Below are 18,299 nucleotides of genomic sequence, written 5' to 3'. Positions count from 1 at the left end.
CGAATTACTTGGAAGAAATTTATTCACGCGCTATGCAAGGGCAGTGTTTGTTTGTCACGATCGGTGCGCCGGGTGTCGCACCCGGTGACAGCGTCCTCACCGCCCCGGAGGTACCGCCATGCGTATCACCCGAAGGACCGCGGCCGCACTCTGCGTCGCCGCCGCCCTCGCCGCAGCACCCCTGGCAGCCGCCGTCCTGCCCAGTACGGCGGCCGGCACCGACCCGATCGGAGTCGCCGCCCGCCCGGCCGAAGGCTCCACCAACGTGACCGTCGACGGCAGCCGGATCGTCCTCGGCGACGCGCCCGTCCGGATGGGCTCGGCCGAGATCAAGGAGCGCTCCGGCATCGGCAACCTCGATCCGGTCCGCTTCCCCGCCGCCACGTCCGCGGTCGTCGTCGACTACACCACCGGTACGCCGGACGGCTCGACCGCGGAGGTCGACGTACGGGCTCTCGTGAAGAACAGGTGGTCCGAGTGGACGCCGGCCAAGGCCGGTACGCCGACCGCGCTGCCCGGCGCCAGCGACCTGGTCCAGCTGCGCATCATCGTGGTCGCGCCGCCGACCGGTGCCAAGCCGTGGGTCGGTGACGTCCGCGTCCAGCCCACCGACAAGGCCGCTACCAGCGGGATGACGGTCCAGGCCGCGCCGTTGAAGTCGCGCGTCTTCGCCACCCGGGAAGGCCTGGTCGGCGGTACGACGGCCAACGGTCACGTGATCATCAGCCGGGACCACTTCGTCGCGCTGCCGTCGCGGCGCGGGCTGGCGAACAACGGCTCGGGCAACTACTCGGTCAAGGTCTGTACGACGACCGGCACGATCCGCTGCGCGTTCGAACCGGTCTGGGACGTCGGCCCCTGGAACACCAAGGACGACTACTGGAACCCGAGCGCCACCCGCGAGATGTGGAAGGACCTCGCGCAGGGCCGGCCCGAGTCGCAGGCGGCGTACCAGAACGGCTACAACGGCGGGAAGGACCAGTTCGGCCGGACCGTCGCCAACCCGGCCGGGATCGATCTGGCCGACGGGACCTTCTGGGACGCGCTCGGCCTGACCAACAACGCCTGGGTCGACACCACCTACCTGTGGACCGGTGACGGCGGCCGCGGCACGGTCTCGATCACGTCCGGCTACCTGAACGTCCGCAGTACGGCGAGCTCGAGCGGCGCCGTCGTCGGCATGGCCGGCAAGTCCGCCCAGGTCACCGTCGAGTGCCAGGTCACCGGCCAGAGCGTGAGCGGCTCGCAGGGCACGTCGAGCATCTGGCTGCGTGTGCACGCCGGCATGTACGTCGCGAAGGCCTGGATCAGCGCCGGCTCCTTCGGCGCCTGCTGAGAACGACCGCGTCCGGAGAGCCTCGGGCGGGACTCTCCGGACGCGGTTTCCTCAACAGCCGTGGGTGATCTGCGCGCAGGTGTGGGTTCCCCAGTCGAGCTTGAAGGTGCGGACGACCGAGCCGTTGGCCCCCGTCAGCTTGACCGCGATCTGCTGCGCGCCGGCGTCACTGCCCGGCGTCCACGGCCGCGCGTCCTGGTGCTGCACCATCCAGTAGTTGCCCTGGACAACGGCTTGCGTGGTCGTGCCGTCGGGGAAGGTGTAGGCGATCTTCGCGACACCGCTCGGCACCAGACCGGTCGCCCAGTAGTAGTTGTAGTCCTTGCCGTCGCGCGGAATGATGTTCGCGGCAACGGCGAACGCGGCGGTGTCCCGGGCCGAAGGCTTGGCGATCCGGGCCGGGGCGCGCAGCGATCCCTTCTCGTTCTGACGCGCGTACGCCGTGTCGCAGGCGGTCCAGTCCTTGGCATCCGCCAGCACGACGATCGAACCGGCACCACCGTCGAGGCGCGCGACCTGCTGCGCCGTACGGCCTGGACGGTTCTGGTCCGCGCCGGCGAGCAACGCCTTGCAGGCCGCGACGGCATCCTTCGGCAGCGGGTACTCCTTCGGGCGCGGCGGCGCGGACGGCGGGATGCGCGTGACCGTGTGGCCCTTGCCCGGGACCGTCGACGGGGTGGCGGGGGCGTTGGGCGAGACGGTCGGCTGGTCGGGCGGCGTCGGCGCCCAGGCGGACGGAGTCGCGCCGCTCGGGACCGCGCCGGGCGTGCCGGGTGAGGTCGGCGGAGTCACGGCGCTCGACGGCGTCGCACCCTGGCTCGGGCCGGTCGAGGGCGTCGCGCCGGGACCGCCGCCCGCGACGGCGGTGGAGTGGCCCGTGCGCGCGATCGCGGCACCGGCGATCCCGACCCCCGCGACGGCGGCCGCCGCGATCGCGATGGTCCCGATCCGTAGTGCCCGGTTGTTCCTCATCTGTTGCCCTCCGCAAGTATTTCGGCCGGTTCGTCGTACTGAAGGACGCGACGGCACGACGGAAGGTTCTGCGGAAACTCAGCAGCCGTGGGAGATCTGGGCGCAGGTGTGCAGACCCCACTCGAGCTCGCGCGTCACCAGGACGGACCCGTCCTGGGCGAACAGCTCGACCTTGATCGACGGCGTATCGGTCTGCCGGCCGCCGGGGGTGGACGCCAGGTGCCTCATCGTCCAGAAGAGACCGGTGACGACCGCGTCCTCTGCTTCACCGCCGGGAAACGTGTAACGCAGTCCGGCGACTCCCTGCGGCAGCACACCGGCCGCCCAGGAGTACTCGTACTGCTGGCCGTTCCGGGTCAGCAGATTGTTGGCCACGGCAAGGGCTTGGAGGTCGCCGCGGCCCGGCCGCTGGACGGACCCCGGTTTGCGCAGCGACACCTCGGCCGGGTCGTACCCGTTGTCGCAGGCGCCCCATGTGGTGCTGTCGGCGAAGATCATGATGATCCCGTCCGCTCGCGCCAGGCTCGCCCGCTTCGTCGCCGCCGACCCCGGACCCGATTCCTCGGCCAGCAAGGCGGTCCGGCAGCCTTCGGCGAAGGTTGCGAGCTCGGCCTTGGTCGGTGGCGAGGGGTCCGGCGGGTTCGGCGTCGGCGAGTCGATCACGGTCGACGGGGTGTTCGGGCCGACCGTCCGGCCCGCGGTGATCTGGCCGGTGGGCGTTCCGGAGGGGAGGTAGAAGGGTGGAGTCGGCGAACCAGGCGGCCTTGGTGGTGTCGGTGTCCCGGGCAGGACTCCCGACGTACCGGCTGTCGGCGGTCCGGCGGGTGCGGGGGCCGTACCGGTCGGGCTTCCGGACGCGAGCAGACCACCGGCAGCGATGGCCAGTACGGCGACCGACGCGAGGCCTGCCGCAGCCAGTCCGCGCATCCGGCGGCGGCGGTGCGCGCCGGCGATCACCGCGGCCGGGTCGAGCGGGCGGATCCCGTCGTCCGGGCGCAGGGCGTCCCGCAGGTCGTCCCCGAAGTCGTGATCGTTCATGGCCGTTCTCCTAGTGAAACCTCGGCCGGGCCGCCGCGACCGGCAGGTCCCGGTCGACGCGCCGGACCTGCCGGGCCGTAGCTGCTGTCCGGCGGGCGCGCCGGGGACAGCACCGTCAGGTGCGGAGTGGCGCGCAACTTCTGCAGAGCGCGGTTGGTCGCGCTCTTCACCGTCCCGACCGCGACACCGAGGGTCGCGGCGGTCTGGACCTCGGTCAGGTCCTCGACGTACCGCAGCACCACGACGGCCCGCTCCCGCGCTGTCAGCGTCGCCAGCGCGGCCGAGAGCGCCATCCGGCGATCCACGTCCGCCGCCGGATCGGCGACCGTACGACCGAGCCTGTGGTCGAGGTGCTGGTCCAGCTCGGCCGCGTGACCGCTCGGCCGCTCCCGCCAGAGCCGGCGCCGGGCCCACGAGATGTGCTGGTTGACCACCGCCTGGCGAACGTAGCCGAACGGGTCACCGAGCTCGATCCGGTCCCAGCGCAGGTACGCCTTCTCGAGCGCGGTCTGCACCAGGTCCTCGGCGAGCGCGGGGTCGCCGCAGAGCATCCGCGCGATGTGCACCAACCGCGCGGATCTGGCCAGCACGAAGGCCGTGAAGTCCTCGTCCCGCCCGTCGGTCCGCCCCATACAGCCTCCGTCCTTCCACCGCTCAAGACGCCGTACGCCGGCAAAAGGTTCTGCGGACGGCACCTGCACCTTCGGCACCTGCACCGACGGCGCCCACGGCTACGGCGCCTGCACCCCTCGGCACCTGCACCGACGGCACCCACGGCTACGGCGCCTAAAGCTTTCAAGTACCAGCCAGCGATTCGGTGGCCGGTACTTGAAAGGTGTTAATGGTTGGTACTTGGAGGGCGTCGACTCCGCCGCAGAATCAGTGCGGCTGGACGGCCGGGTGGGGCATGCTCAAACGAGCCAGGTCGGCAGGCGCGCAGTCGGCGGCGGCGCGGACGCGGTCACGCCCGGCCGCCTTCGCTGCGTACATCGCCCGATCAGCACGGAACAGCAGCTCGTCGACGGTCTGGCCGTCGGTCGTCGAGACCGAGATCCCGATCGAAACAGTCAGGTGGAACGTGTCCGGGTCGAGCTCCGGGTCGTCCAGTACGCCGGCGCACATCGCCGCCAGCGGACTCGCGGCAACCGCCGTCCGCAGTCGTTCGGCCGTCACCATCGCGTCGGCCAGGTCCGTGTCCGGCAGCGCGATCACGAACTCCTCGCCACCGAACCGCCCGATCACGTCCTTGGCCCGGATCGCGCTACGCAGGATCGTCGCGACCGCCCGCAGTGCCTCGTCGCCGACCAGGTGCCCGTGCCGGTCGTTCACCATCTTGAAGTGGTCGATGTCGATCAGCAGCACCGCCATCGGCTCGTGCTGGGTCCGCGACGTACGCAGCATCTCCTCGGTCCGGCGCCGCCACCAGTCGACCCGGCCGAGGCTGGTCTTCGGGTCCGTCTGCGCCTCGGACTCCAGCTGCGAGAACAGCAACGCCCGCTGGGCGGTCAGCGAGATCGGAATCGCCAGGAACGCGAACCACGGGCTGACCAGTGCCGCCGCCGCGAGCAGGCACCCGAGCGTCGCCGCGGTCGCGTCCACGCACAGGGAGTCCTTGTCGCCGATCGCGTCCTGCCGGCTGCTGCCCGGCACGATCAGCACGATCGCCAGGCCGCAGAGCACGGAGTCGGTGACGACGTACGCGAAGGCTGCGAGCGTCATCGCGACCACCAGCCCGAGCGACGAGTCGCCGACCAGGTCGCGGGCTCCGGCGAAGACCGTGTGGGCGGCGCCGACGCCGAGCACGCAGACCGCCGTACTGAAGGTCCACCGGTACGGGATGCACTTGCCCGCCCGGATCCGCCACCAGATCCGCAGCAGGACGGCGACCAGGATCGCCAGCGCGGGGTGCAGGACGAGCGCGGCCGCGATCATCCACGCGGGCGCGAGGTCCTTGTGCAGCGCGCCGCCGGACTTGCGCCGGTTCTCCACCCGGCGGGCACCCTCGACCGAGATCAGTGCCGACACGGTCAGCGCGAAGACCAGGTCGAGGCCGTGCCAGGACGGCAGCTCGGCGAACGAGCGCACGCCGTACCCGATCGCGAGCAGGTCGACGAGGGCAACCAGACCCAGCGCCGGGACCGTCAGGGTCCAGAGCGCCCAGTTCCGTACCGATCGCCTACTCTGCGCAACCATCACTTCTCACAGTACGACGAGTGACGGTTCCGTCCCAATCGGCAACGGCGTGCTGCGCGTAAGGATTTGATCAACTATCGAATAGCCTTTCCAGCAGGATGGAAAGGCCGTCCGGTCAGCGCTTGCGGCGAGCCGCCCCGAAGAGCCCGCGCACGATCTCCCGCCCGGCCGAGCGCGCGAACTGCTTGAAGACCGACGAGCCGACGACCTGCTCGACCATCGACTTCTCCTGCTTCTGCGCCCGCGGCTTCGGCTGCTCGGGCGCCGGCTGGGCCTGCGCCTCGGCCTCGGCCTGCGCGGCGCCGGCCTGCACCTTCGCGGCCAGCTTCTCGTACGCCGACTCGCGGTCGATCACCGCGGAGTACTTGGCGTTGTTCGGCGACGCCGCGACGGACGCGGACAACTGCTCGGCCGAGGCCGGCGCCATCAGCGACTGCGGCGCCCGCAGCCGGGTCCAGGCGACCGGCGTCGGCGCGCCCTTCTCGTTCATCACGGTCACGACCGCCTCGCCGATGCCGAGCTGGGTGAGCACCTCGGCCAGCTCGTACGACGAGTTCGGGAACGTCGACACGGTCGCCTTCAGCGCCTTGGCGTCGTTCGGGGTGTGCGCGCGGAGCTGGTGCTGCACGCGCGAACCGAGCTGCGCCAGTACGTCGTCCGGCACGTCCTTCGGCGTCTGGGTGACGAAGAAGACGCCGACACCCTTCGACCGGATCAGCCGCACGGTCTGCGCGATCGAGTCCAGGAACGCCTTGGACGCGTCGTTGAACAGCAGGTGCGCCTCGTCGAAGAAGAACACCAGCTTCGGCTTGTCCACGTCGCCCACCTCGGGCAGGTCGTGGAACAGGTCGGCCAGCAGCCACATCAGGAAGGTCGAGAACAGCGCCGGCCGGTCCTGCAGGTTCGGCAGCTCGAGCAGCGAGATGACGCCCTTGCCGTCGCGCTCCTTGAGCAGGTCGGCGGTGTCGAACTCCGGCTCGCCGAAGAACGCCTCGGCGCCCTGGTCGGCGAACCCGATCAGCGAGCGCAGAATGACACCCGCGGTCGCCGCGGACAGCCCGCCGAGCTCCTTGAGGTCGCCCTTGCCCTCGTCGCTGGTCAGGTGCGTGATGACCGCGCGCAGGTCCTTCAGGTCCAGCAGCGTCAGGCCCTGCTTGTCGGCGTAGTGGAAGATCAGGCCGAGCGAGGACTCCTGGACGTCGTTCAGCCCGAGCACCTTCGACAGCAGGACCGGCCCGAACGACGTGATGGTGGCCCGGATCGGAACCCCGGCGCCCTGGCCGCCGAGCGCGTAGAACTCGGTCGGGAACCCGGTCGCGGTCCACTCCTGACCGATCGTCTTGGTCCGGGCCAGCAGCTTCTCGCTGCTCTCACCCGGCTGGGACACGCCGGACAGGTCGCCCTTGATGTCGGCGGCGAACACCGCGACCCCCGCGGCGGACAGCTGCTCGGCCATCAGCTGCAGGGTCTTGGTCTTGCCGGTACCGGTCGCGCCGGCCACCAGGCCGTGCCGGTTCACCATCGACAGCGGGATACGGACCGCGGCCTCCGGGTTCGGCGTACCGTCGACCAGCAGCGCCCCGAGCTCGATCGCGGGCCCCTCGAACGCGTACCCCTGCTTGACGGTCTCCACGACGTCCGGTGTCTCGGCCATCTCAACGCTGCCTTTCGCGCGACGGAACTACCCCTGCGCTCGGCATGCTAGTGCCCCACGTCCGGAGTTCGTCGAACCTCGGAGGCGGGGCACCGGGCGGGTCAGCGGACCACGACCACCTTGGTCGAGGCGGTGGTGAAGGCCCAGATCGCGTCCGACATCGACTTCTGCACCCGGATGCAGCCGTGCGAGGCCTTCTGGTTGGTGCCGAGCTGCCAGTCGCCGTGGATCTGCGCGCCGTTGCTCTTGTACGTCGGGATCTGGTGGAACCCGATCCCGCAGGGCGCGAACCGGACGAAGTTGTTCAGCCAGAGGCTGGCGCCGTCGCTGTTCTTCTTGATCCGGGCCGCCCGCCCGCACTTGGAGCCGGTCGAGTAGGTGCCGGGCTTGAGGTAGCTCGGGTTGTCGATGATGGGGCCCTGGCGGACGACTTTGCCCTTGGCATCGATCAGCCACAGGTAGTTCTGGCCCTGGCTGATCACGATCCGCTTGCCGCCGCCGCTGGCCGGGACCGCCCGGACGTCGCAGCGCTTGCCCGACGCGGCCATGACGCGGCTGTACGTCGTACCGCCGAGCGAGCCGTTCTGGGTCATCTTGTTGGCCGCCTGGAACCGGATGGTCGCGGCCTGGGTCATCTGGCCGATCTTGCCGTCCACCGGGCCGGCGTAGCAGCCGAGCGCGTTCAGACGGGTCTGGGCCGCCTTGTTCTGGGCCACGGTCAGCGCGTCGGCCGGTAACGTCGTACCGGCAACGGCGACGACCACGGTGGCCGCCCCCGCGGCGAGTTTGGTCAGTACCTTCATCTCTACCCCCTGATAGTCCCTATCCACTGTGGACGTCTGGCAGGGCGGAAAGGTTGAGTCTTGGTATCGACCTTTTGCGGTGACATTCCCGACCTCTCCGGAGACCTCCGGCCCCGCTAGACTTCGGTGGGTGATCTTCAAGCGCGTCGGCGAGGAGCGGCCGTACCCCGATCACGGGTACAAGGCCAAGGACTGGTCCGTGCTGCCTCCACGGCAGATACGGCTCGACGAGCTGGTCACCACGAAGGGCACCCTGGACCTGAACGCACTGCTCGACGAGGACTCCACCTTCTACGGTGACCTCTTCGCGCACGTCGTCGAGTACAAGGGCGAGCTGTTCCTGGAGGACGGTCTGCACCGGGCGCTGCGCGCGGCCCTGCAGCAGCGTCTGGTCCTGCACGCCCGGGTCCTGGTCGTGAGCTAGTGACCGCCCTGCACCCGCAGCCGAGGCCGCACGCGCGACTGCACTGGCGGACGCCGATCACCATGGTCGTGCTGCTGATGATCCTCGTCGGCGGCTTCTGGTGGGGCTGGAACTCGCTCACCGACTCCAGCGCCGAGCCGAACTGCGTCGAGCAGAAGCTCGAGAACAACCGGCTCGTCCCCAAGCAGGTCGTGCTGAACATCTACAACGGCGGCGCCCGGGCCGGCAGCGCCGCCCGGCTCGGCGAGGACCTGAAGAAGCGCGGCTTCAACATCGGCAAGATCGCCAACGAGCCGAACGGCGACAAGATCGACACCGTCGAGGTCCGCGGCGCCACCGCCGACGGCCCCGAGGTGAAGCTCGCCCTGGGTCAGCTCAACCAGAAGGCCGCCACCAAGGCCGACGCCCGCCCCGACCACACCGTCGACATCGTCCTCGGCACCGGCTTCACCAAGCTCAACACCAAGGGCATCCCCAGCATCGCCGTCCCCGCCGACACGGTCGTCTGCCTCCCGGTCGTCAAGCCCTCCCAAGCCATCCCCTCCGGCCAAAACCCGAACTGAGCCGCCCGCACCCGCAGGCGGCCTCAGCCGGGCGTCTTTCAGTCCAGGAGTTCGACGTAGCCGTCGGTGCCGTGGACTCGGATTCTTTGGCCGTCCTGGATGCGGCGGGTGGCCTGGTCGACGCCGACGACGGCGGGTAGGCCGTACTCGCGGGCGATGACCGCGCCATGGGTCATGAGGCCGCCGACTTCGGTGACCAGGCCGGTGATGCCGACGAAGAGTGGGGACCAGCTGGGGTCGGTGAAGGCGGTGACGAGGATGTCGCCTGCCTCCAGGTCGGCCTTGGCGAGGTCGAGGATGACTCGGGCTCGGCCTTCGACGGTGCCGTTGGAGACGGCCAGGCCGATCAGAGCACCAGCCGGTACGTCGTCGCGCCGGTACGAGCCGTTGACCGCCTCGCCGTCCGACGTGAGAACCCGGGGCGGCGTGAGTCCCTCGTACGTCCGGAACGCCTCCTTGCGCTCAGCGAGGAGCCGGCCGTCCACCTGCTTCGTCCGTACGACGTCCTGCAGCTCCTGGAAGGTCAGGTAGAAGATGTCCTCCCGCGAAGAGAGCACCCCGGCCTCGACCAGGCGGTCGGCCTCGGCCAGCAGCGCCTGCTTGTAGGCGAAGTAGCGGCAGATGATGGCGTACTTCGGGTACTCCCGGTAGCCGATGAAAGTCCGGACCCGGTCGATCATCTCCCGGGTCTCCTCGGCCTTCTGGTCCCCGTCCGGCAGCGCCCGCAGACGCTCCAGCACCTCCTGCTCCTTCTGCAGCGCCTTCTGCCGTCCTTCCTCGAAACGCCGCTCGGCCGCGCCCGGCTCGAAGAGCTTCACGTTGTCGAGGATCAACGGCACGAGCGTGCTCGGCCGTTCGCTCCACCGCGGCCGGCTGATGTCGATCTCGCCGACGCACCGCATGCCGTAGCGATCGAGGTAGCCCTGGATCGCGTCGCGCGCCTCGGTCCCGCCCGCGACCTTCGGCAACTCGTCCAGGAAGTCGTCGTCGACCTCCTGCAGGAACGCCACCACCTCGTCGTACGGGCGAATCACGTCCGCGACACCGAGCAGGTCCAGCCCCATCTCCGAACTGATGTTGTCCGGCGCGGACAGCGTCAAAGTATCGGCCGCGTTCTTCTCGCCCAGCCACTCGCCCAGCTTGTCGTTGAGCCACCAGGTCGCCTCGTGGCTGGCCATGATCGCCTGCATGCTCAGGGGATCACCGAGGAGCCGCTTGTGCTCGGCGATCGCCTCCAGCAGGTAGTCGAACAGGGCCGGTCCGGTCTTCCCCGCGATGCCGTCGCGGAGAACACCCAAGGCCGTCACGCTGCGCTCGACCAGCTCGGTGACGACGGCCGGATCGTTCTCGAGCGGAGCGATCGCGCCACGGACCGGCGGCCCACCCTCGGCGGGAGCCGGATCGGGAAGTGTCGGGAGAAAACCACGGTCGAGCACCGTCTCCAGGGCGTCCCTGATCAGCGGATCGCCCTTCTCCACGAGATCCAGGAAGCCGGCGCGGCGACCGGCCGAGGTCAGGTGCGGCGTGGAGTCGACGAACAGCCGCCCACCGGCCTCGAGCATCGGCGCCATCGCGGTCAGCTGCCACATCGACCAGCCGAGCGGCTTCATCGCGTCGGTCATCATCTGCTGATGCCCGACCGACAGGAAGACGTGGTTCTCCTCGTCGCCGGTCTGCGGGACCGGGAACAGCGTGGTGATCGGCCGGCTCTGCACGATCTGGAACTCGTCGTCGACCAGGCACCACTCGATGTCCTGCGGGCGCCCGAAGTGCGCCTCGATCCGCCGTCCGAGCTCCACGAGCCGCACGACCTGCTCATCCGTCAGCGCAGGCAGCGTCTGCTGCCCAGCGTCGAGCGCCACCTCCTCGGTCCCGCCCGCGGGTAGGGCCTGGATGGCGAGCTGCTTGGCCGCGACCGACTTGGCGACGACCTCGCCGTCGCGGACCGTGAAGACGTCCGGGTTCACCAGCCCGGAGACCAGCGCCTCGCCGAGCCCGAAGCCTGCGTCGACGGTCGCGACCTTGCGGTTCCCGGTGACGGGATCGGCCGTGAACATGATCCCGGAGGCCTGCGAGAACACCATCTGCTGTACGACGACAGCCATGTGGACCGCGCGGTGGTCGATCCCGTTCCGCTGGCGGTACGTCACCGCCCGCTCGGTGAACAGCGAGGCCCAGCACCGACTCACGTGCTCGAGAATCGCCGCAGCTCCCACGACGTTCAGATACGTGTCCTGCTGGCCCGCGAAGGACGCCGTCGGCAGGTCCTCCGCCGTTGCACTCGACCGTACGGCGTACGCCGTGTCCTCGACGACCGCTCGGGTGATCGCCGCCGCAACGTCGTCCGGAAGAGCGATCCCCTCAATGGCCTCCCGGATCTCCGCACTCACCGTGCGAATCCCCTCCCGATCATCCGCAGCCACCAGCGCCAAGGCGTCGAGCCGATCGTCCACAGCCCCCGCCACGACCCGCTGAAAGGCCTCCGTCGTCACGCAGAACCCAGCCGGCACTCGCACGCCGTCGAGCCGCGCCAGCGCTCCCAGATTCGCGCCCTTCCCCCCAACCACCGCACCCTGCGACTCGTCGACCTCGTCCAGTTCCAGCACGTATTGCCCGCTCAAAGCGATCCCTCCGGGGTAACCGAATGTGACGTCGGCCGACGATTCTCCGCCACGAAGGGGGCCTTGCGGCAAGCCCCGGGGTGCGCTATAACCTGTAGATGCAGGGAGACGACGTCTCGCCTGCTTTTTTGTTGCCTTCTACACCTGTTCGCGGCCGCGTTCGCCGAACCAGCCCGCCAGGCGGCCGGCACGGGAGACAGCGCGCAACCGGCGGATGGTCTTCTCGCGCAGCGGGCTCGGGGTGACGACGAGCAGCGCGTCCTCCGCTCGCAGCACGGTCCGGCGGTCGGGGACGAAGGCCTGCTTCGCGCGGATCACCAGCGAGATCGAGACACCCGCGGGCAGACGCAACTCGCCGATCTCGACACCGGCCAGCTTCGACTCGCTCGGGATCTGGACCTGCAGCATGTCCGCGCCGAGCGACTCCAGCGGCGCGACGTCGATGTCGACCTCGTGCGCCGCGTTGTCGTCCAGTACGCCGAGCCGCTTGGCCAGCCAGGGCAGCGACGGCCCCTGGAGCAGCGTGAACAGCAGGACCAGCACGAAGACCACGTCGAAGACCCGGTCGGCCTCGGGCACGTGCTCGGCCAGCGGAATCGTCGCCAGCACGATCGGTACGGCGCCGCGCAGCCCCGCCCAGGCGATGAAGGTCTGTTCCTTCCACGGTATCCGGAACGGCGTCGCCGACAACGCGACCGCGGCGAACCGCCCGACCACCGTCACCGCGATCCCGATCACCAGCGCGACCACGACGTCGTCCAGCCCGATCCGGCCCGGCGACGCGAGCAGGCCGAGCATCACGAACAGCCCGATCTGCGCGAGCCAGGCGATCCCGTCGACGAACGACCTGGTCGCGATCCGGTGCGGCAGTTCGGCGCGACCGAGGATCAGGCTCGTCACGTAGACCGCCGCGAAGCCCGACACGTGCAGCAGGACCGTGCCCCCGGCGTACGAGATGAAGGCGAGGGAGACGATCGCCAGCGGGTACAGACCGGCCGATCCGAGCGCGACCCGGCGAAGCAGGCCGACGCTGACCCAGCCGACCAGGAAACCGAAGAGTGCCCCGATCACCAGTTCGTAGAGCACCAGGCCGGCGAAGTACGGCAGGCCGTGCTCGCCGATCGAGCCGGTGCTGACGATGGTGACGAGCAGGACGGTCGGCGCGTCGTTCAGCCCGGACTCGGCCTCCAGCGCACCGCGCAGCCGTGGCCGGATCGGCACCTTCCGCAGGACCGAGAAGACCGCCGCCGCGTCCGTTGGCGACGTGACCGCACCGAGCAGTACGGCGAGCTGCCAGTTCACGCCGAGCACGAAGTGGGCCACGCACGCGACCACCGACACCGAGACCGCGACTCCGAGCGTGGCCAGGACGACGCCCAGGGGCATCACCGGGCGGACCTCGTTCCACCGGGTGGTCAGGCCACCCTCGGTGAGGATGATCACCAGCGCGGCGAACCCGAGCGCATGCGCCAGTTCGGCGTCCTCGAACTGGATCCCAAGCGCGGACTCACCCAGCAGCAGCCCCATGCCGAGGTAGATCAGCAGCGAGGGCAGCCCGAGCCGGCCGGACAGCCGCACGGCGACGATCGCCACCAGCAGCACCGCGGCGCCGGCCAGCAGGATCCGGTCGAGTTCGTGCACGTCCACAGGCTCGGCCCCTCGGGGTCGGGGGCTGCAGCTTAATCGACCCCTGCCACGGGCAACGAATCATCTCGCCGGACGAAAAACGAGGACCCTGACGCATCACACAGCATCAGGGTCCTCGGCGTAACTCCCACCCGGAGGTGGTTGGCGGTGGCGGAGGGATTTGAACCCTCGGAAGGGGGGTACCCTTCACGCGCTTTCGAGGCGCGCTCCTTCGGCCGCTCGGACACGCCACCGCCGAGGAGGCTATCAAAATCTGTGCCCAATGAAGAAATCGCGCAGTCGGGCCCCTGCCTCGTCTGCCATCACGCCGCCGATCACCTCGGGCCGGTGGTTGAGCCGGCGGTCCCGGACGACGTCCCAGAGCGACCCGACGGCGCCCGCTTTCTCGTCGTACGCCGCGAAGACGAGCCGGTCGAGCCGGGACAGCACGATCGCGCCGGCGCACATCGTGCACGGCTCCAACGTCACCACCAGCGTGCAGCCCGTCAGCCGCCACTCGCCGACCACCTGAGCCGCCGAGCGGATCGCGAGCACCTCCGCGTGCGCGGTCGGGTCGCCGGTCGCCTCGCGTTCGTTGTGCCCGCGGCCGATCACCTCGCCGTCGGCGCTCACGACCACCGCACCGATCGGTACGTCGGCGCTGCCGCGGGCGTGCTCGGCCTCGGCCAGGGCGAGCTCCATCAGCCGGGCCCAGGCCCGGCGGGCCGGGTCAGCCAATGGCCTCGATCGCCTCGTGGAACTGGTTGCCGAAACCGAGCGCCTCGGCGATCTCCTCGAGCATCTCCTCGGGGTACAGGTCGACGTCGTCGATCAGCGCGCCGAGATCCATCGCGCTCATGCCCAGGTCGGCGACGATCGCGAGGTCGCCGGCCGGGACCTGCTCGTCGTCGTCATCGGCCAGCGGGATGTCCAGCTCGTCGACGACCTGCTTGGCCAGCGGCCACTCGGTCGCGGCGGTGACGTCCGACACCAGCAGCCGGGCCCGGCCGCCGTCCAGCCGGACCAGCACGAAGAAGTCCTCGTCGACCGAGATCATCCCGATCACGCCCGACTCGCCCGGGTAGCGCCGCAACGCCGACACCAGCGCGGCCAGATCCGGCTCGCCGCGCAGCACCAGTGGCGTGACCGTCCAGACCCCGTCCTCGGTGTAAGCCGCGAGCGCGAAGTCGAGCTCGGTGGTCGTCATCGGCCCAGCCGTGGGATCAGACACGGCCTCATAGTCGCAGAATCAGGCGTCTCGTGGGAGGGATACCCGATCTCGAGCCGGTATCGGTGCCCCGGCAGTTACCGTACGGCGACGCAGCGCGACCGCCTCAGGGCCGCACGGTGAACGGCCCGAAAACACCGGTCGCACTGCTCGCGGCCTGCGGGAGCTTGGTCGGGTAGGTGAGCATCACCTGGTAGGTCTGACCGACATCGAAGGAATGGCCCCAGCGGAGGGAGAAGTAGCCGCTGACCGCCGTACGGGCCGAGTTCACCAAGGTCCAGGAGGTCTGCCCGACCTGCCGTGCGTACACCTGGACCACCTGGTTGCCGACCGGCCCGAGGGTTCCGTTGGCCCGCCGGTACTTCAACGTTCCGTACGTCGACATCATCGAGTCCCGGTGGATCGGCAGCCCCGCCGTCGGCGCGACCACGGTCCCCACGAAGTACGTCGGGGCCTGCGGCAACTGCTTGACCGTGACCGTCGCCTCCCGGCTCCACGGCGAGTTGTCCAGCCCGGGACCCGACACCGTGACGCGCAACCGGAACGTGCCCGGCCGGTCGGGCTTCCAGTAGCGCGCGTACGAACCGTTGGCCGCCGTGTAACCGAACGACTGCGTCGACTGCCAGGCCGAGCCGGTCCACAGGTCCAGCGTCGTCCACAGCTTCCCGGGCAACGCCGTACCTCTCACCTTCCAGTAGTTGTTGACGGTCCCGGTCGTCGCCGCGGTCAGGTAGCTCATCGAGAGCAGCTTGTGCGCGGTCACCGGACCCGCGTACGCCGCGGAGTAGGTGCTGGTCGCATCGGTCCTGGCCTCCACGGAGAGCGCCTGAGTCAGGCCCAGCTGTACGGCGTACCGGCCGCTGGCATTGGGACTGGCAGTTGCCACGACCCCCTGGTCACCTGAGCGAATCAGCCGCACGCTCCGGCCGGGCGCTGGTACGAGCGCGCCGGTAGCCGTGTAGGTCTTGACCAGGCCGGTGAACGTGGACTTGGCCGTGCCGCTCGTCCGGGCGGGCTGCTCGAGCGTCAGCGTCGTCCCGCGGACCGCGCGGAACTGCACGTTCGTGGTGACCTCGTTGCCCGCGTGGGTCGCCTTCGTGATCACCCAGTCGCCGGTCCCGGTGGCCAGCGCGGGACTGAAGTACCCGAGCCACGCCGGCACGTTGAACCGGCCGCTCTCGATCGTCAGCGGCACGGTCGTCACGCCTGACCCGTCCGGCCGTTGCACGGTCACGACCATCCCGTCGCACTTCTCCTCGAGACCGTAGAGCGGCAGTTCGATCGGGATCCGGCTCACGTCGGTCAGCACCGGCTCGGCCGGGTAGCCACCGAAGTAGATGGCCGGCGGCGCCCCCAGGCACGGGTCCGTGGCTGCCTCGGCGTACGTCATGGACGCGGCGGTGACGAACACGGTCACCGCGAAACCGATCATCCTGCGCATGGCACAACTCCTAGGACTGCACGGTGAAGGGCCCGAAAACGCCCGTGGCACTGCTGGCGGCCTGGGGCAGCGCCGTCTTGTAGCGGGCCATCACCTGGAAGCTCTGGCCGACGTCGTACTGGAAGTTCCACCGACTGTAGAAGTAGCCGGAGACCGCGGTCCTGGCCGAGCTGAACAGCGTCCACGAGGTCTCCCCGACCGGTCGGGCGAAGATCTCCACGACCTGATTGCCCACCGGCCCGAGCGTCCCGTCGGCCCGCCGGTACTTGAGGGTGCCGAAGGTGGACATCGTCGCGTCGCGCCAGATCGGCAGCCCGGCGGTCGGTGCGACCACCGTGCCGACGAAGTACGTCGGTGCCTGCGGCAACTGTGTGACGGTGACCGTGGTCTCCCGGCTCCACGGCGAGTTGTCGATGCCGAAGCCCCCGACACTGACCCGCAGCCGGAACGTGCCGGGGCGGTCGGGCTTCCAGTACCGCGTGTACGAACCGTTGGCGGCAGTGTTACCGAAGGAGTTGGTCGTCTGCCAGGCCGAGCCGTTCCAGACGCCGAGCGCGGTGAGCAGCGGCGCCGGGAAGGCCGTACCGCTCACCTTCCAGTAGTTGTTCACCGTCGCGGTCTTCGAGGCGGTCAGGTAGCTCATCGACAGCAGCTTGTGGGCGACGACCGGCGTGGTGGCGACGTCGATGTAGTCACCGACGGCCGGCATCCTCGCGGTCAGTTGGGTGGCCTGATTCAGTGCGAGCTGGACCGTGTAGCGCCCGTTCGTCCCGGATCGGACGGTGGCCAGGACGGTCGACGAGTTCATGATCCGCAGGCTCACTCCGGACGTCGGGAGCAGCGCGCCGGCCGTGCTGTAGCGCCGGACCACCCCGGTGACCACCGTCTTCGCACTGCCGCTGGTCCGCGCCGGCTGCTCGAGTGTGAGCGTGGCGCCGCGCGTCACCTGGAAGGACACGCTGGTGACGATCTCGTTGGCGCCGTGCGTCACCTTGGTCATCACCCACTGGCCGGCGCCGGTGGCGAGCGGCACGGGGAGGTAGCCGGTCCGGGTGTCGATCGTCGGCCACTCGTTGTGGACCTTCTCGGTCAGCGGCACGACCGCGCGCTGCGATCCGTCCGGCCGCTGCACGGTGATGGCCATGCCCTCGCAGGAGGGGTCGGCCTGGATCTCGACCGGCACGCGCAGGGCCGCGGTGGTGAGCGTCCCCGGCTCCGGGTCGCCGCCGTAGCTCTGCATCGGCTGCGCGGACAGGCACGGGTCGTCAGCGACGCTTCCGGCGTACGACGTACCGGTGACTGCGACCAGAGCGGCTGCCGTGAGCGCTGCGGTCAGGAGGCGGCGGTTCATCGGACGACCTTCAGAGTCAGCTCGCGGCTCCACGGACTGTTGTCCAGAAGGGGGCCGGTGGCAACTACCCGGAGACGGTAGGTGCCGATCTTGGTGGGCTTCCAGTAGCGCTGGTACGTGCCGTTGGCCGCGACGTAGTTGGCCGAGCCGGAGCCCTGCCACACCTTGCCGTCCCAGATCTGCAGCGACGACCAGAGGCGACCGGGCACGACCGTGCCGGAGACCGTCCAGCCGGCGTTCACGCGAGCGGTGGGCGCGTACGTCAGGTAGCTCATCGCCAGCAGCTTGTGGACCGGCTGCCAGCTGTCCAACAGGTGCTCACGGTAGTCGCCGACGGCCGCGAACTGCGCGCGGACAGCACCGTTCTGCGTGAACAGCGCGCTCAGCCGGAACCGCCCGGTCGAGTCCGTCGTCGCCGTGCCGAGCTGCTGCGTGCCCGCGTCGTTGGTGATCGTCACGCGAAGACCTGCCCGCGGCACCAGAGCTCCGGTGGCGGTGTACCCCTTCGCGACCCCAGTGATCGGAGTCCGGGCCAGCCCACTGGTCCGGACCGGCGGCTCCAGCGTGAAGACATCGGCGCGGTACACCCGGAACCGCACGTTGGTGAGCAGCACGGTCGAGGCGCGGCTGACCTTGGTGACCACCCACTCCCCGGGCCCGTTGGCCAGCGGGAGCTTCAGATCGCCGTACTTCCAGAACACCGGCGGCTCGGGCGCGCCGGTCTCGCCGTTCTTGTCCAGCAGCAGCGTGCGGGCCATCGACCCGTCCGTCTTCTGCACCGAGATCTGCAACCCGCTGCAGTCCAGCCAGTCGCCGGCTACCCGGACCCCGATCGGATGAGCGAGCTCACCGGTGCTCACCTCCGCGATGTCCCCCCGTGGCAACCCGACGACCGGCGCCTTGACGCACTCGTCCCCGGCCGCCTCAGCCGGACCAGCCAGACCGGCCGCCCCGACCAGCAGCAACACCAGCAGCACAACTGATCGACGCATGGCCGTTCCCTTTCGTCCGGTTCCCTCATCCAGCACGATGCGCACCGGCGCGCGAAA

Annotated in this window: 16 protein-coding genes and 1 tRNA gene; 3 read left to right on the top strand and 14 right to left on the bottom strand. The window is 69.7% G+C overall.

The window, feature by feature from the left end:
- Positions 1-118: 118 nt before the first annotated feature.
- Positions 119-1,336 (top strand): hypothetical protein, encoded by a 1,218-nt coding sequence (locus tag ACYVIO_RS08160; protein WP_460650039.1) that lies wholly within the window; start codon positions 119-121, stop codon positions 1,334-1,336.
- 51 nt (positions 1,337-1,387) lie between these two features.
- Here ACYVIO_RS08160 and ACYVIO_RS08155 read toward each other — a convergent pair whose 3' ends face one another.
- The 6 genes from ACYVIO_RS08155 to ACYVIO_RS08130 all read right to left on the bottom strand — a co-directional run bounded on the left by ACYVIO_RS08155 (position 1,388) and on the right by ACYVIO_RS08130 (position 7,996).
- Positions 1,388-2,308, bottom strand: coding sequence for a hypothetical protein (locus ACYVIO_RS08155; RefSeq protein WP_460650038.1), 921 nt, complete (start codon positions 2,306-2,308; stop codon positions 1,388-1,390).
- A gap of 78 nt (positions 2,309-2,386) precedes the next feature.
- Complete coding sequence (locus tag ACYVIO_RS08150) at positions 2,387-3,346, bottom strand: hypothetical protein (RefSeq protein ID WP_460650037.1); 960 nt, start codon at positions 3,344-3,346, stop codon at positions 2,387-2,389.
- Entirely contained in the window at positions 3,343-3,978 is a 636-nt protein-coding gene (locus ACYVIO_RS08145) for a SigE family RNA polymerase sigma factor (protein ID WP_460650036.1), read from the bottom strand. Before ACYVIO_RS08145 ends, ACYVIO_RS08150 begins: the two co-directional genes overlap by 4 nt.
- A 247-nt stretch (positions 3,979-4,225) precedes the next feature.
- The gene (locus ACYVIO_RS08140; protein ID WP_460650035.1) at positions 4,226-5,539 is read right to left on the bottom strand and encodes a GGDEF domain-containing protein; all 1,314 of its coding nucleotides are present in this window, start codon (positions 5,537-5,539) and stop codon (positions 4,226-4,228) included.
- Positions 5,540-5,654: 115 nt separating this feature from the next.
- A complete protein-coding gene (locus ACYVIO_RS08135) occupies positions 5,655-7,193 on the bottom strand; it encodes a helicase HerA-like domain-containing protein (RefSeq protein ID WP_460650034.1) in 1,539 nt (512 codons plus the stop codon).
- Between the two features lie 101 nt (positions 7,194-7,294).
- Positions 7,295-7,996: a L,D-transpeptidase family protein gene (locus ACYVIO_RS08130; RefSeq protein WP_460650033.1), complete on the bottom strand. Its 702-nt coding sequence runs from the start codon at positions 7,994-7,996 to the stop codon at positions 7,295-7,297.
- Positions 7,997-8,126: 130 nt separating this feature from the next.
- Here ACYVIO_RS08130 and ACYVIO_RS08125 point away from each other — a divergent pair, with 130 nt between their 5' ends.
- The gene (locus tag ACYVIO_RS08125; RefSeq protein ID WP_184801463.1) at positions 8,127-8,420 is read left to right on the top strand and encodes a type II toxin-antitoxin system VapB family antitoxin; all 294 of its coding nucleotides are present in this window, start codon (positions 8,127-8,129) and stop codon (positions 8,418-8,420) included.
- Positions 8,420-8,983, top strand: a complete 564-nt coding sequence (locus ACYVIO_RS08120; RefSeq protein ID WP_460650032.1) for a LytR C-terminal domain-containing protein — start codon at positions 8,420-8,422, stop codon at positions 8,981-8,983. Before ACYVIO_RS08125 ends, ACYVIO_RS08120 begins: the two co-directional genes overlap by 1 nt.
- Before the next feature lie 38 nt (positions 8,984-9,021).
- Here the strand turns inward: ACYVIO_RS08120 and rph are convergent, their stop codons facing one another.
- The 8 genes from rph to ACYVIO_RS08080 all read right to left on the bottom strand — a co-directional run bounded on the left by rph (position 9,022) and on the right by ACYVIO_RS08080 (position 18,242).
- Positions 9,022-11,604 (bottom strand): rifamycin-inactivating phosphotransferase, encoded by a 2,583-nt coding sequence (rph, locus tag ACYVIO_RS08115; protein WP_460650031.1) that lies wholly within the window; start codon positions 11,602-11,604, stop codon positions 9,022-9,024.
- Between the two features lie 138 nt (positions 11,605-11,742).
- A complete protein-coding gene (locus tag ACYVIO_RS08110) occupies positions 11,743-13,251 on the bottom strand; it encodes a potassium/proton antiporter (RefSeq protein WP_460650030.1) in 1,509 nt (502 codons plus the stop codon).
- A 142-nt stretch (positions 13,252-13,393) separates the two neighbouring features.
- Positions 13,394-13,484: transfer RNA gene (locus tag ACYVIO_RS08105), tRNA-Ser, on the bottom strand.
- Between the two features lie 13 nt (positions 13,485-13,497).
- Positions 13,498-13,932 carry a tRNA adenosine(34) deaminase TadA gene (gene tadA, locus ACYVIO_RS08100; protein WP_460652071.1) on the bottom strand — a complete coding sequence of 145 codons (435 nt, stop codon included), beginning with the start codon at positions 13,930-13,932 and terminating at the stop codon, positions 13,498-13,500.
- A 28-nt stretch (positions 13,933-13,960) separates the two neighbouring features.
- Positions 13,961-14,461: a tRNA adenosine deaminase-associated protein gene (locus ACYVIO_RS08095; RefSeq protein WP_460650029.1), complete on the bottom strand. Its 501-nt coding sequence runs from the start codon at positions 14,459-14,461 to the stop codon at positions 13,961-13,963.
- Positions 14,462-14,564: 103 nt separating this feature from the next.
- The gene (locus ACYVIO_RS08090; RefSeq protein WP_460650028.1) at positions 14,565-15,899 is read right to left on the bottom strand and encodes a hypothetical protein; all 1,335 of its coding nucleotides are present in this window, start codon (positions 15,897-15,899) and stop codon (positions 14,565-14,567) included.
- Positions 15,900-15,909: 10 nt separating this feature from the next.
- Positions 15,910-17,250, bottom strand: coding sequence for a hypothetical protein (locus ACYVIO_RS08085; RefSeq protein ID WP_460650027.1), 1,341 nt, complete (start codon positions 17,248-17,250; stop codon positions 15,910-15,912).
- Positions 17,247-18,242: a carboxypeptidase-like regulatory domain-containing protein gene (locus ACYVIO_RS08080; protein ID WP_460650026.1), complete on the bottom strand. Its 996-nt coding sequence runs from the start codon at positions 18,240-18,242 to the stop codon at positions 17,247-17,249. The genes ACYVIO_RS08085 and ACYVIO_RS08080 overlap by 4 nt, the downstream gene beginning before the upstream one ends.
- Positions 18,243-18,299 lie beyond the last annotated feature (57 nt).

Source organism: Kribbella endophytica (assembly GCF_054781295.1).
The sequence above is the reverse complement of the archived record's forward strand: the minus strand, read 5'-3'. Positions and strand labels throughout refer to the sequence as shown.